Source organism: Streptomyces sp. NPDC059008 (assembly GCF_042749045.1).
Taxonomy (GTDB): domain Bacteria; phylum Actinomycetota; class Actinomycetes; order Streptomycetales; family Streptomycetaceae; genus Streptomyces.
The window spans coordinates 1-13,498 of sequence record NZ_JBHYJC010000046.1 but is presented as its reverse complement, the minus strand read 5'-3'; the positions used below and the strand labels follow the sequence as shown (position 1 = coordinate 13,498).

The following is a 13,498-nucleotide window of genomic DNA, read 5'->3' as shown; positions in this document are numbered from 1 at the left end:
GGCTCATTGCCACGACGGCGGTCCGGGGGCCGAGACCGACCGATAGGAAGTGGGGTGTTCGGCGGGCCGACGACTCGCCCAGGTGACCACCAGTGGGTAGGAGGCGCCGATAGCGAGGACAGCCGGCACGGTGCAGAGCCGTCAGGATCACACGGCGCGCGGCCGTGGCGGTGGGGGCTCGGAAAATGCGGCGTCCCACATGTGCCGGATTGGGCGGCTGATCAGCATGCGCAGCACGGGCCACTGCTCGATGAGCAGGTCCCGGTTGAGGAAGTCGGTCAGGTCCTGGCGCTGCCCTTTGGCCAGAACGGTGCGGTACAGGCCCATCCGGGAGCGGGGGTGCTCCAGTCCGTAGGAGCGGCGACCTGACCAGACCGTGTGCAGCGGCAGGTCGACGGTGCCGTGGGTGGGCCCGGGCAGGTCCTGTGCTGCTCCAGGTCTCCACTTTCCGGGGTGGGGCGCCACGCTGAGCCATTTCCGGCAGCTGGGGCAATTTGGCACACAGTGGTCATAGCGCGGCCTTCCTTCGGGAATTTCTGGGTAGGCAGCTGGCGATGCCAGCTGGCCGAGCGCACTGTGACGATTCTTTGAGAAGGGGACTCGCCCACGACATGGCCGAGCCGGAAGCCACTCAGCCTGATCCGACGCTGTGTGCCCTGTGCGGCGTGCAGCTGACGCCCGCAACGGAAGTCTTCAGCCTGGTTCCAGACTCCTCCGCTGTCCACCCGTATAACGCAGACCTCGACGGCATGCGACGTCTGGCAGCCTGCAGTCCCGACCACCTCGGCGAGCTCCAGCAGCGCTATCGCCAGCGGCCCTACATTAAGGAAGAACTCTGGGCCGGAAAGATCGCACGCGCCCTGCGCCTGCAGCCCGACCTCGACAAGGAAGAACTCTCCGAGGTGACCGACCTGAACTTCCTCCAGATCGCACGCAGCCTCACCTGGGAGAGTGAACGGTTTCTGCGCGACGCAATGCCAGGGGGCGATGGCGAACGTCCGGAGGGCGGCACGCACACCGCTGACGGCCCAAGCTGATACCACCGCCGCGGGCGTCTGCTTTTTTGCGACGGCGCCGACGGCAGCACGCACTTCGGGTCAGGTTCCCAGGTCGCGCGGCTGGGCCAGAGGTGTTCGCCTGGCACCCTGTTCCCTTCGGGCGTTTGTCATGACGAGGTGCCCATCTGTGGCCGGCCCCGCCTCTCACGTGCCGGTATCTCCCCGCCCCCAGGCTTGGGGTGCGGGGAGGCGGGGAGAACGCACCGGAGATGGTTGCGCGTACTGGGCATCCTTGCCGTGGGTGATGCGCGCGGCATCTTCTCGTGCTGCTTTGTAGTCCGATTGGGTTGCGGTGGCTGGACGGAGGCGGCGGGTGAGCAGGCTGAGGCCGACGCATCAGCCTTCGGGGGAGCTGGACTATAGGGGCTGTCCGCCAGCTGCCCGCGCACGGCCTTGAAATTCACGCCGGCGTTGTAGTGGGACCTGGTGGACTGTCCCCTGATCTGGCAAAGGCGGGCTACGAGCAGATCACGCTACAGCTGACCGGCGCCGCGCGCGGTGGCCGACGACGTCCGCCGCGCGGCATATTGGCTCCCGCAGGACCATGCAGCCCGGGTACTCGCCGAGCACGTCCTGGCCGAGGCCGAACGCCGCCTGTCCGTCCGGCTGGAGGGCACCGTGCGCTGCGTCCAGGGCTGCGCCCGCCTCACCCGTGCGCTGTACAACCGCCTGGACCGGCTCGCCGGCGCCGCCCCGCAACCGCCCGTCAGGGCCCTCTGACCGCCGCCGCAACCACACGAACAGACAGCACTCACCCCAAAGATGCATGGAGCGAGCGCTGTCGCACATCACAGGCGGTCAGGCTGCGACCTGCTGAACAACTCGAATCTGGCCATGTATGTAGATAACCCAAACGCGTTCGTGATGTGCGTCTATAAAATGGACAAGGCCCTTTGCCACCCGAGGGCACCAGGGAGGCGCCCCCCCAGGCTGGACCGCTGCGTCAGCACTGCGCGAATATCGCCCGCACCGACCATCAGGCGGACCTGCTCATCGAACATGCCGAGACCATCGAGAAGGCCGCCTCCTCCCCGGAATCCTTGGCTGAGCGGTTGAAACAGGAACGCCGCCAAACTGCGGGAGGGTGCCGAAGGTCACCATCGCGACCGACACACCCAAGGAGAGTGCCCGTTGAGCCGCACACCGGATGGACCCGACCGGATCTGCACCGTCATGGACTGCATCCTCGCGGGCTCTCCGCAGCACGCCACGGCGCGTCGACCATCGTCGCCCTGGCTGCCGAGGCCGCGGCGTAACTTTGTAACGCACTCACCCAGCGGCACCTCGACCTGAAGAAGGAGTCCTACGAGAGGGCCCGCGATCGCGGTCACCGCTACTTCAAAACGAAGTCAGTATGGGGGTGAAGTCGCTGGAGAGACTTCACCGTACGGGAGGCAGCCAACCGGTCTTCCAGTGGGTAGGAGGGGTTGTTCGCACCTCGGACTAGACCAAGCAAAGAGGCCCCGCACCATTCGCGAGGGGCCTCCGGCTTATGGCATTAAATCAGTGGGCCTTGTTGTATGCCTCACGGATGTCAGCCGGCACTCGGCCGCGCTCGTTGATCTCGTATCCGGCCTCCTTGGCCCAGGCGCGGACCTTCGCGGTGTCGCCGCTGGCAGCGCTACCTGTGCTGCGCTGCTTGGAGCCCTTGCCGACCCGGCCGACCTTCCTCCCATTTGTGATGAAAGGCCCTACAGCTTCCATCAGCTTGTCGTAGCTGTCCGGGCCGAGGTCGATTTCATAAGCGATACCGTCGATCGCAATTGTGTGTGTCTTCGCCTCCTCGGCCTCTTCGCCTGTGAGGTCGTCTGTGTAGATGGTGACAATCTTCTGTGCCATGGGCGGAATTATAGGGCCCGGTAGAGGGGTGATCACGGGCCTTTGCTCTTACTTTCACCTCATGAACTTCAACATCACAACTGAGGGAGACTCTTGTGCTCTGTGTCGGTGAGCGGTATGAGGTCGGCGACTCCCCGACGGACGACGACCTGGGTGACGAGGTCCGACCGTAACTCCACGGGCTCCAGAGGAAGGGCTGGGCTTGTCGACACCAACCGCTCCCTGGCGGTCGCCAGGATGGCTCAGACGCCCATTTCCAGCTGGGTGAGCGCCGGCGCCGCCACCGGCGCCCCAAAAGGCTGTCCGGCAATGATCAACTGGCCCAAGGCTGTCAGAGCCGGGGGCGGCCTCGTCCACGCTCCATCTGTCTATTCAGCGAGGGTGAGTTTGTGCAGGCGGGCGATGCCAAGCATGGCGTGATGTACGCCGTCGCCCTTCAAGCGGCAGTCGCGGAGCATCTTCCAGCTCTTCATGCATGCGACGGTGTGCTCCGCTCGGGCGCGGACCTTGCGGTGTGACCGATTGCGCTCCTCCTTCCAGGCGGGGAGCTCAGTTTGGCCGCGTTCGCGACGGTGCGGGATCATCGGCCCAGTTCCGCAGGAACCACCGTCAGCGATTAGCGTGGCTTCGCCGACGACTGCCTTCACCCCGGACAACTCCATGCCCTGCAGCCGTTGCGGTTGCCGGGCGAAGGCGGACCCAGCGGCGACGATCAGCCGTGTACCTGCGTCGATGACTATCTTGTGGTTGGTGGAGCACGGTAGTTCTCCGACTGCTCGGCACCGTGTGGTCAAGCGTGGGCACCGAGGCGCCATCCACGCTGAGCCCTGCGTCCTTGCGGAACCGCCGGCGGCCGCAGGGCGAGCAGAGGCCCGAGGCGGTGATGATGCGGTCGGCTGCAGTCTTCGAGATGCCGAACAGGGACGCGAGCTGTCGCAGCGCCAAGTTGTTTCTCCAGTACGCCGCTACCAGCGGGACGCGATCCTCCAGAGGCAGGCTCAACGGCCGGTCTCTGCGGACCGTGTCCGCTCCCTCATGGCGCAGGGCAGTCACGAGCTTGCCGAAGCAGCGCGTGCTCAGCCCGGTGAACGAGCCTATCCAGGATGCCTGCGAAGCAGTGATCGCACCTCCACGCATTGATCATTCCACCGCCGCCTGGGCTCATCGTCCAGCTTCCCAGCCGTCGGATAGGCGGCGCCGCCACCAGAGGTCAGAACGCCACTGCCGATGAGTGGCGAAGGGATCCGGCAACGTGCGCTCGACGTACCTGGCATCCAGGACAGGCACTCGGGATTCAAGCTTGGTGTAGGGCCTGGGAGGCAACTGACGCACTACCTCCTCAAGCACGTCGCGTCCGTGCTGCATGTCATCGAAGGAACAGCTGTGGCACGAACACTCCGCATCGTACGGGTACAGGGGCCAGCGTCCTGGTGGTTGCAGAAATGCTCAATACTGCCGCAGCGACGGTCAGTGGCACCGGGGCGCTTACGCGGCAACGGCCTTTCGGTACATGGATATGAGGACCATCATGTCCGCCTCTGTGGTCCGATGACGGCCAGGAAGGCGCATCCGGTATCGACTCACCGCACCATGATTCGACCCCACATGCCGTCCGGGGCACAGTAGCGGGACAGTCTTACGAGCTCGTGCGCGGTTGGCGGTGAGGCGTCGAGAACTTCAGCGGAGCTCGGTTTCACTTCTGCTGTGCCAGGATTAGGTCTGCGGTCTGCTGAAGAAGGGCAAGCGGCTCTCGTCGTCCGTGACCACCATGGCTTTGACCGCGTTCTGCTTGCTCTTGTCGGCCATGAACGTGTCCCGGTCCCTGTGTCCGGCGGTTGGCCGGCGGACCCGAACCTCGGTCTCGTCGCTGATTCCGGTCTTCCCAATAGCCCCGAGATAATCGACGACCTCGGCCAGAGTTCGAGGCCGTACGTCGGAGTTCATGGTGCACCCTCGTTCGGCGAGCAGCGGCCGCCACTTGCTGATGGCCCGGGTGAGTGGAGCGATCCACGCCCAACCAGCAGGCCAGCACGCCGTGAGTCGTTGCGTGCCGAAGGTGGACAAGCGCAGCCAGGAGTCGGTCGACGAACACCAGTCGGTGTTTGGCTCCGGCGCCCACAGCTCCCTTCCGGTGCCGGGAAGAAAGCCGCCTCTGGTGCGGCTCGTGCACAACGATCGAATCTCGGCACCGAGTGCAGTGACGGCTGGGGGAGAGCAGGGGGCGACGCGGCGTTCTCGGATGAGGATCTTTAGGCCCTTCCGAGCCGTCGCTGGTTCGGCCGTACCAGGTGACGCCCAGACCCGGGTGTTACATCGGATGGGCGAAATGCATGGTCGGCAGCTCGTTTGATGCCCTGATGTGCAAGGAAACCTGTACGCTCCACGGGCCGACAGCCGGGGCTGACGCGCATTGTCGTACGGATGGCTACGTCGCGTCGCGATGTGCGCGCCGTGCCCATAGTTTCGGCGGCGCAACCCGTCTCCGGTGGGCGGGAAGAGGTCGGGGCGCACTGTCCTTCGCACGTCGGTGCGCTCCGGCCGCCCCCATCCTCCGGGGGCCTTCTTTGCGCTAACACCCGTTCGGTCCACGTCGGTGTTTTCGCAGCCGGTGGCGAGCTTGCGCAGGGCGTCTCGCTCATCGCGGCTCTGCCGCTACGCCGGCGGCCGTACCGAAGATGACGGACCGGCGGTGCATGGCGTCCGGACTCTCGCGCCTCAGCCGACTGGGCGGGCGCCATCCGTCACTTCGGTGACCGGTAGCCGAGGATCGTCATCATCCCTGACTCCGAGTGGTAGGTGTTGTGACAGTGCGTCATCCACAGGCCCGGGTTGTCGGCATCGAATTCGACGCAGAGTTCCTTGCCCGGCAGCATGATCGTGGTGTCCTTGCGGGGACCGTTGTCGGGCAGCGCGAAGGTGTGCCCGTGCAGGTGCACTGGGTGCCACATCTTGGTCTTGTTGCGGAAGACGATCCGCACCCGCTCCCCCTGCTCCACCGGGTACCGCTGCGACGGGGTGTACGGCGTGCCATTGATAGCCCAGTCCCACTTCTCCATCGTGCCGGTGAGGTCCATCCTGATGGTGCGGTCGGGTTCGCGGTCAGCGAGAAGAACTGATTCGTCGGCCTTGAGCTCACCTGCACCCAGCCCCCCGCTTCGCAATTCCTTCGGGCGAGTCTTGGGGTCGGGGGCCTCGCCGTTTCCGGTGCGCAGCAGGGCCTGCGCGGTGCGATTGCTCTTGCCTGCGGAGAGCGCGGTGAGTGGGAAAACGCCGTACTTGGCTGTGACCAGGACGTCGTAACGCTCAGCCATGCCCATCAGCAAGCTGTCGGTCTCGTGGTGCTGTACCGGGAAGCCGTCGGTGTGTGTCACGGTCATCTTGTGGTCGCCGAGCGCGACCCGGTAGGCGGTGTTCCCGCTGGCGTTGATGAGGCGGATCCGGATGCGGTCGCCGGGCTTGGCGTGGAAGGTTTCGCGGTCTCTGGACATTCGGCCGTTGATCAGGTGGAACGGGTGCTCCACATTGGCCGGATAGTCGGACAGCAGTCCCGGACTTCTTAGCATTCGGGATGCTGTTCCTGAGGCCTGCTTGCCGGTCGTGTGCCCAGTCTGCATTTCCCCATGGCCCATGGCCCCGCCGGCCTTGTTCTTGTTCAGGTGGGCCAGGACCGCGTCCGGGGTGGCGCCGTCGACCCCGTCGAGCCAGTCGTCGATTAGGACGATCCACTCCACGTCATAGGAGAGCGGCTCATCGGGGTCGTCGACGATCAGCGGTGCGTACAGGGCCCGGTCCAACTGCACGCCGACGTGCGGATGCAGCCAGTGCGTACCGGGCGTGGCGGCCGCGAAACGGTAGTCGAAATAGTCGCCAGGCTTGACGGCTTGCTGGGTGATGCCGGGGACGCCGTCCATGTCGTTGCGCAGCTGCAGCCCGTGCCAGTGGATGGTGGTGGGCTGGGGGAGACGGTTGTGGAGGGTCAGCGAGATCTGGTCACCTGCGGTGACCCGGATCTCAGGGCCGGGCAATCTGTCCTCGTAAGCCCAGGTGTTGACGGTCAGACCGCCCAGGTCGAACTGGGTCTCGGCGGCGGTCAGCGCAAAGCGCCGCACACGACCCGAGCCCCGCTTGTGCTCGTGCTCGGCGACCTCCGGGCCATGGGGGGAGACGTAGTCGGTCAGGGGGCTGTCGTCGGAGTGATGTGAATCGCCGGGGTCGGGCGATCCGTAGGGGGGGCCCGCGTCGTGTGGGGCCTCCGGGGCGGTGGATGCGAGGGATCGGGGGGCCAGCAGCCCGCTTCCGGCGGCGGCGAGTCCCGCGCCGAGCACGGCGCGGCGGGAGTGCGTACGCATAGGGAAAGCACCTCGTGGCGATGTGGGTGTGAAGTGTGGTCTGTTCGGGGGCGCTGCCGCGGGACTCCGGAGCGTCGGCGGCGGGCGCTCCTACACGCGCGGCACCGATAACGGGACGAGGAATATGAGACGCGGTCCGGCTCCCATTTCTGGGGAGCTTCAGGAAGCGTTCTGTCGTGGTGGCCTCACTGGCGCGTTATAGAGCTGACAGATTTCCGATGGTGAGGGTGGTGGCCGTGCCAGGGGTACCTCGCTTGTGAGTGCGAAGAGCATGTAGGTGCTGGGTAACGCGATTCCGAGGGCGTGGGGACAGTCAGCTCGTGGGCCACTTGTGGGGAAGGTGAGAGGGGTGGCTTTGGCGGTGGCCGGGAAGTCAGGTTTTGGTCGGCCGAGGCCTCGGCTGAGTTTGGGAACTTCGTGCCCAAGACCCTGCTCAACCACCGGAGGAACACTGCTGTGGCCTAGGCGTCGGTTTTGGCGTCCGGATAAAGAACGGGGGGTACGCCGTATCACGGGCAGCAGCAGGCGGCGGGTGCCGATCTGGGCGGGCTGGTCCCCCGGCGACTAGCACAGCGCTTGCCAGGGTTGATGTCGTGAGGCTCCATGTGCAGACCTCCGTAACGAGCGTTCGGAACCATGGTGCGCACCGCCAGATGATGCGGCAACTGGAGCGCGATACAGAATCCATCTTTTGCGCCTGGATTCGCCGCCTACTGGCCCAATTTCCTTTGTGCCACAGCTGCGCTGCCTGCGTCGTATATGACTAGCCCGTTCTAGCTTGCGAGGCTACGAAAATGGATGGTGTGTCGATTGGCAGAGCACGACTTTGCAATCGGAGGAGGTCCCGCCAGTTTCCGGCCGTCGTTCTCGGACACGAGCGATGAGCGGTGCTCAGCCATCAGCGTCGAAAGCTCGCGGGGCTGCAGTGGCCATGGAGGGCACGTCCGGTCCAGCCAGGGCTGCATGCTCGGCTTGAACTTCGAGGGCCGCAACAGATGAAGACCCTGACAGCCGACGTCCTTAGAATCGGAGTGCGCTGCGCTGGCGCCTTCGATGGCAGGCGGTCATGCGGCTTGGACCAGTGCCACCGGCTACAGACATCGCAGCCCTCACACACCAGGTCCTGGCCGGTGCCTACACAGGGACGCTGTCTGAGGTGGAACACCTCGCCCGCACCCTGGGCAGCGCAGGCATCGCAGTGGTGGCTAGGGGCCGCTGAGGCACGGTCGGCTCAGTCGGTGCCGGGGCCGTCCTCCACCGTGTCATCGGCTTGAGCATCCCGACCGCTTCGGCCCTCGGTACCGAATCCAGCACCATCTCATCCCTGCTGGCTCACCTTTGACCGGCGTCTGGCCGCAAGTGATGCCGCAGCTCTCCGTGCCCGCTGGCGAGCGGCGGCACATCGGTGTTGTGTCACCAACGGCCGCTGGCCCTGCGCAGAACAGCGCCGCAGCATCTGATCCGGCGCGACTCCTTCACGTCAGGCAGGAGGTTCTGGTCACGGTGGGGCCCGTGGAGGTAAAGATCGACACCACACTCCCTTTTCAGCTCTACCGTGGTGGCGCCTTCCACGAGCCCCTTGCTCCCGTGCGGCACCTGCCCTGCCTTAGCAGCCCACGCGCTCCTCTACTAGCTGCTCCTCGATCAGCTCCACGGCCCGACGGGTACCGCCCTCGGCGAGTACCTCGGCCCACAGCCATGCCGAGCGCGCGGCGACTTGCGGATCGCCGATGAGTTCCACCAGGGCCGTACGCAGAGCCGCCGCCGTGACCTCCGCGGAGTCGATCCGGCGGGCGACACCCAGTTCGACGAGCCGGTCGGCGTAGAGGCACTGCTCGGCTCCCTGCGGTACCGCAATCATCGGCACACCGGCGTACAGGCCCTCACCGCAGCTGCCCATACCGGAGTGCGTCACCCAGGTGTCTACCCGCTCGAGGATCGTCGACGGCGGCACCCACGGCAGCACCTCGAAGTTGGGGGGAATCCGTTCCCCCAGCCGACCCCGATCGCTGTCGTTGTCGATCTGCAGCACCACATGCCAGCCCGGAAGATCCGCGAAAGCCGCCACACACTGCTGGTAGGTCTCCCGCTGACCGAGACGCGCCGAGCCGCCCAGCGACACCAGCAGCACCTTCTCCGCGCCGGCCGGCCGCACCCAGCCACCCTTCTCCTCGGCAGCGCCGCGGCATGGACCGACGAACGTCACCGCCTCAGCGTGGACCCGGTCCGCATGCGGCTGCATGGCGCGCGGGATCAGGGCCAGCACCTGCCTCGGCCGCGCGATGAACTCCTCGACGTCCGTGGTCACTGCACCGCACTGGGCCAGCCAGGTGGCGAACCGCACTCGGTGCGCAGGACCTCCGGGCAACCTGGCGAACGCCGCACCCATCTCCTCCTGGGCACCCTCCCAGGCCACATGCGCCGGTGACACCTGGACCAGGTTGCGGCCCTGCGCCTCGGCCAGCGCGCGACCCGCGTACGCGCCGATGTCGTACAGGTAGAGGTCGGCGGGGGCGTCGTCGTACGCGGCGTGCAGCTGCGGCAGTACAGCCATCGCCTCGTCGAGGAAGAGGGAAGCGGTGGCGATGGGATCCCGCGGCCAGTCGTCGTCGGCGACCGGCAGGGTGGAGGTCAGGCGGACCAGCTCGGCACCAGTGGGGGCGATCAACTCGGCGACATGGTCGGCGTTGGCGTACGTCACGCGATGGCCGCGAGCCACCAGCTCACGGATGATCTCCAGGCTGGGCAGCACATGGCTGACCGCAGGGGTGCCGATCATGGCGATATGGGATGGAAGTGGCATACCGGAACTTCCTTGCAATAGAGGGTTACGGCAGGCAAACGCTGAGGGGTGCGACTGGGCAACGGGCAGTGCGCAACAAAGCAACGCGGCACGTACGTCACCCTTGGGCAGCCTCGCCCCGAAAGCGATACCGCTGTGCACGCCGCTGCCGAGGCGGCCGGCGCCGACACCGCTATCTCCGCTCTGCCATAAGGGCTGGAAATCTCGCTGGCTCTTTCCTGGTGGGACGGACAGGACCTGTCGGGCGGGCGGTGGAGCGCATCGCCGTAGCTTGAGCCTTCCACCGCGACGCCACCAGGCTGGTGATGGACGAGCTGACCGACGCGCTCGATTCCTGAGCCGAGCGTCGCATTTACACCCAGCTCAGGGCCCTCATCAGAGCGGAAGACTGACGGGCGGATGGTCCTCGCCAGGCCAGCGTGAGCGGTTCCGAGCTGGTCTGACTGGACGTAGACATTGGCTCTCAATCCAGCAGGTCGGCCGGGCGTCAGTCGGACACGCGGCTGCCACCGGGCCGGATTGAGTTTCGAGTCCGTACTGCTGGCCGCAGCCACGGAGACTGCCCCTCCCCGTCTGCAGACATGGAACTGCGGTCTTGATCTCCGACCGGTGGCTCACCAGCAACTTCTTTCTGTCAGTAGGCTCCCGGTGCCGGGGTGGGATACGTGACGGCCCCACCCTGGCGCCGGTCTGCTGTCTGCGACGGCGATAGGCGTCGACTTGCATGTCCTGTAGACCGCCACCTGAATGTGGGGCGACGGTTCGCCAAGGCACTACTGCGCCACCGCAATGGACTTCTCCGGATACGCCAAATGCTGACTGCCTGACATTGAGGCACTCCGGCTCCGTGTGCCTCGCGTCGCGTGCGTGCCCCCAACTCGAGCGCGCCGCACTTCCCGACACGACATCCACAAAGCGGTGTTGGGCCTCGTGGTGGCCACTATCAACCCAGCACCCACCATTACCCGTTGTCCTGGCTGCCGTGTGGCCCTCGTCCTCGCGGCCTGAAGCCGTGAATGAGGTTGATCCTGCGACACGCCACCGAGGTCCTTGCCTGACTAAGCCGGAACGTGTGCACTCTGCAATGCGCACCCCGGTCGGCCGGGCGTAGCCTGGCAACCCCATCCCCGGGTGCACACGTCGTGCTGCGTTCGGCCCACGGTGCCCTCCGAGGGCTGGGTCTCTCGTGTTTTCAGCCGCAGACGGTCCAGCGCAGAGACTCCTCATGCATCGTCAAGAAGCATTCGGCGGAGGCCCCGCGACCGGCTTATAGCCGGAGCCCTCGGACCCGTGGTTGGCTTCTCCTCGGATGGCTGGCACCGTGACCAGACTGGTGCCCCTCATGACGTGGTCGTCCTGGCTTTGACCAGCCACACTCCGGCGGCTGCCGTCGGCGGACTCATCGGCGGCGAGTTAGCACCGCCTGTCGGCTGCAGTGGAAGCTATTGAATGACTGCCAAGGCCCTCATCAGCTGTGTCACGGCAGCTACCGTGGTGATGAGACCCGCCTGGAGGAGACCATGACTGCCCAACCCGACCACGCGCCCGTCCCGCCGGCCGCCCCCGCCCCGACCGCCGCCGCCCAGCTCCTCGCGCGGATCCGTTCCGACCGCCGCGCCGATCAGTGGGTGCCAGCCTTCGAACGGGACTGGGCCGCGGCCCTGGAGGACTCCCGGCACAGTTACAGCCTTACTCCGCTGCACGACGTCGTGCGCACCTGGCGGGCCCGCCTCGCCGCCGCCCCGGCCGTCGATGCTTTCCTTGCCTCCGGCAGGGACGACTCCGATGGCATGGCTCTTGAGGACGCACTTGGAGCCCGCCCGTGAGCGACGCAGCCTGGCAGGTGCGGATCTCGCCGCAGGCTCTGTCCGCGCTCGATAGGCTGCCCCACCACGCTCGCGAGATACTTCGCGATCTCCTCGACATTGCTTCGCGCGACCCGTGGAGCTTCCCGGCTTTCAACAGGCAAGACCCCGAAGGTGAGGATGTCCGATCTGCCTCGGTCGGACAGCTCACAGCCGTCTACTGGATCAATCGGTCTGCCGGACGCCTGTATGCCATCGACATCATCTGGCTCGGCTGACCGGCCGATAGGCAGCGCTTTGGCAGTACGACACAGGGATGCATGACTGAGCGGTCGTTAGATCCCTTTCTGGTAGCGGCCACGTCCGGGCTGGGAGAGGAATCCTTGGCGGGTGAGGCGTCCGAGGCGGCTGCGGGTGATGTTGACGGACACCTTGTTGGTGGGCATGCCGAGGAGTTCGTGAAGCTCGTGAGCGCGGAACTCCTGGTCGGGTGTTGGTTGAACGCGTTCACGACGCCAGTAGGCGGTGTTCGACTCGGGCGGATCCGGTGAGTGCCCGGTCGGCGCGAGTTCGGCGATATTCACGCGGCCAGTTCGAGGGTGTCGCGCCAGGTCGGGGTGGAGGTGGTGAGGCGGTGGGCCATGTCCGTAGTGGAGGCCCAGTAGACGCGTGAGGCGGAGGTGCCGGTCCGGTAGTCGTACTCACGGGCCAGGTGTCGGTGCAGCATTATCGTGCCGTTCGTCTCTTCGACCCCTTCGACTGTGGGACAAATCCTTTGCCCTGGTCGGCGGGATTGCGGCGGATGCCCTCGACGTCGACGTCGACCAGGGCGCCGTGGAACATGACTTCGTCCTTGAAGCCCCGGTCCACCAGGACATTCTCCAGACGCATCCCGCACTGCTCGGCAGCCTAGTCGAGGAGGGCGGTGCCGGCGCCGTTGCCGCGGGCGGAGGTGGCCAGCACGACGACGCTGATGATCAGCCCCAGAACATCGACGGCCAGTCCCCGTTTGTGCCGCGACAGCTTCTGGTTCGCATCCAGCCCCGTCGTGCTCTTTGGGACACCCGCCGTGGCACGCACGGACTGGGTGTCGATGACCACCAGGGGTCCTCTAACCGGCGGGCTCTCTCCCGTACCTGGCAGCGCAGAAGTTCCTGGATCCGTTGGTCGAGACTGTCCTGGCGCCACAGGCCGAAGTACTAGAACACCGCCGACCAGGCCAGCAAGTCATGGGGTAAGCAGTGCCACTGACAACCTGTTCGTTTCTGGTCGAAGATCGCGCTTTCTCGGAGGTCGCAGGACCCGGGGTCCTCGGTTGCCGAACGTGAACCCGGTCCTGTTTCCAGGCCGTGGTCACCGCTCGATCAATGCCCGCTGCTTGTCCGATAAGTCGCTGAGGTGCGACTTCTCTCCATGCCTCGCATCTCACCATGGACATGCGGCCAGGCGGCCGGGCGGCGGTCAGTTCCACGATCGAGTGATCACGAACTGGGGGAAATCGGACTTAACTCCCGCTGGACTCCGCGCCGACAGCAGCGGTGGCCTGCGCGGGAGTGCGTCGGTTGTCCTGTGGCAGGCCATCGGTGGATAGAGGCTACTGGCCTGCTGGGGCCCAGGTCGTTGGAGAACGCTGTCCCACAGCGT

Annotated in this window: 10 protein-coding genes and 3 pseudogenes; 4 read left to right on the top strand and 9 right to left on the bottom strand. The window is 65.9% G+C overall.

The window, feature by feature from the left end:
- Positions 1-147 precede the first annotated feature (147 nt).
- On the bottom strand, positions 148-465 hold the full coding sequence (locus ACFWZH_RS32975; RefSeq protein ID WP_384439731.1) for a hypothetical protein: 318 nt from the start codon (positions 463-465) through the stop codon (positions 148-150).
- A gap of 146 nt (positions 466-611) precedes the next feature.
- On the opposite strand from ACFWZH_RS32975, the gene ACFWZH_RS32970 reads away from it, so the two are divergent.
- Both ACFWZH_RS32970 and ACFWZH_RS32965 read left to right on the top strand, forming a co-directional pair.
- Positions 612-1,037, top strand: coding sequence for a hypothetical protein (locus tag ACFWZH_RS32970; RefSeq protein ID WP_384439728.1), 426 nt, complete (start codon positions 612-614; stop codon positions 1,035-1,037).
- Between the two features lie 519 nt (positions 1,038-1,556).
- Positions 1,557-1,778 carry a hypothetical protein gene (locus tag ACFWZH_RS32965; protein WP_384439725.1) on the top strand — a complete coding sequence of 74 codons (222 nt, stop codon included), beginning with the start codon at positions 1,557-1,559 and terminating at the stop codon, positions 1,776-1,778.
- A 783-nt stretch (positions 1,779-2,561) separates the two neighbouring features.
- Here the strand turns inward: ACFWZH_RS32965 and ACFWZH_RS32960 are convergent.
- The 6 genes and pseudogenes from ACFWZH_RS32960 to ACFWZH_RS32935 all read right to left on the bottom strand — a co-directional run bounded on the left by ACFWZH_RS32960 (position 2,562) and on the right by ACFWZH_RS32935 (position 10,049).
- The gene (locus tag ACFWZH_RS32960) at positions 2,562-2,897 is read right to left on the bottom strand and encodes an Lsr2 family protein (protein ID WP_384439722.1); all 336 of its coding nucleotides are present in this window, start codon (positions 2,895-2,897) and stop codon (positions 2,562-2,564) included.
- Between the two features lie 368 nt (positions 2,898-3,265).
- Positions 3,266-4,034, bottom strand: a pseudogene (locus tag ACFWZH_RS32955) (transposase family protein).
- 576 nt (positions 4,035-4,610) lie between these two features.
- On the bottom strand, positions 4,611-4,841 hold the full coding sequence (locus ACFWZH_RS32950; RefSeq protein ID WP_384439846.1) for a hypothetical protein: 231 nt from the start codon (positions 4,839-4,841) through the stop codon (positions 4,611-4,613).
- Between the two features lie 100 nt (positions 4,842-4,941).
- Positions 4,942-4,989: pseudogene (locus tag ACFWZH_RS32945) on the bottom strand (hypothetical protein); the annotation flags it as partial.
- A 649-nt stretch (positions 4,990-5,638) separates the two neighbouring features.
- Positions 5,639-7,246 (bottom strand): multicopper oxidase family protein, encoded by a 1,608-nt coding sequence (locus ACFWZH_RS32940; protein ID WP_384439719.1) that lies wholly within the window; start codon positions 7,244-7,246, stop codon positions 5,639-5,641.
- Between the two features lie 1,606 nt (positions 7,247-8,852).
- A complete protein-coding gene (locus ACFWZH_RS32935) occupies positions 8,853-10,049 on the bottom strand; it encodes a macrolide family glycosyltransferase (RefSeq protein WP_384439716.1) in 1,197 nt (398 codons plus the stop codon).
- Between the two features lie 1,520 nt (positions 10,050-11,569).
- Between ACFWZH_RS32935 and ACFWZH_RS32930 the strand changes: the two genes are divergently transcribed.
- The gene (locus ACFWZH_RS32930) at positions 11,570-11,875 is read left to right on the top strand and encodes a DUF6247 family protein (RefSeq protein WP_384439713.1); all 306 of its coding nucleotides are present in this window, start codon (positions 11,570-11,572) and stop codon (positions 11,873-11,875) included.
- Complete coding sequence (locus ACFWZH_RS32925) at positions 11,872-12,132, top strand: type II toxin-antitoxin system RelE/ParE family toxin (protein WP_384439710.1); 261 nt, start codon at positions 11,872-11,874, stop codon at positions 12,130-12,132. The genes ACFWZH_RS32930 and ACFWZH_RS32925 overlap by 4 nt, the downstream gene beginning before the upstream one ends.
- A 57-nt stretch (positions 12,133-12,189) precedes the next feature.
- Here ACFWZH_RS32925 and ACFWZH_RS32920 read toward each other — a convergent pair whose 3' ends face one another.
- Both ACFWZH_RS32920 and ACFWZH_RS32915 read right to left on the bottom strand, forming a co-directional pair.
- Positions 12,190-12,438 (bottom strand): hypothetical protein, encoded by a 249-nt coding sequence (locus ACFWZH_RS32920; protein ID WP_384439707.1) that lies wholly within the window; start codon positions 12,436-12,438, stop codon positions 12,190-12,192.
- Positions 12,435-13,222, bottom strand: a pseudogene (locus tag ACFWZH_RS32915) (IS5/IS1182 family transposase). The gene ACFWZH_RS32920 and the pseudogene ACFWZH_RS32915 overlap by 4 nt, the downstream one beginning before the upstream one ends.
- Positions 13,223-13,498: the final 276 nt, after the last annotated feature.

Bases quoted from the DNA above. Each gene is read 5' to 3' on its own strand.
- ACFWZH_RS32970 (WP_384439728.1), top strand. From the start codon at position 612: ATGGCCGAGCCGGAAGCCACTCAGCCTGATCCGACGCTGTGTGCCCTG.
- ACFWZH_RS32960 (WP_384439722.1), bottom strand. From the start codon at position 2,897: ATGGCACAGAAGATTGTCACCATCTACACAGACGACCTCACAGGCGAA.
- ACFWZH_RS32950 (WP_384439846.1), bottom strand. From the start codon at position 4,841: ATGAACTCCGACGTACGGCCTCGAACTCTGGCCGAGGTCGTCGATTAT.
- ACFWZH_RS32940 (WP_384439719.1), bottom strand. From the start codon at position 7,246: ATGCGTACGCACTCCCGCCGCGCCGTGCTCGGCGCGGGACTCGCCGCC.
- ACFWZH_RS32935 (WP_384439716.1), bottom strand. From the start codon at position 10,049: ATGCCACTTCCATCCCATATCGCCATGATCGGCACCCCTGCGGTCAGC.
- ACFWZH_RS32930 (WP_384439713.1), top strand. From the start codon at position 11,570: ATGACTGCCCAACCCGACCACGCGCCCGTCCCGCCGGCCGCCCCCGCC.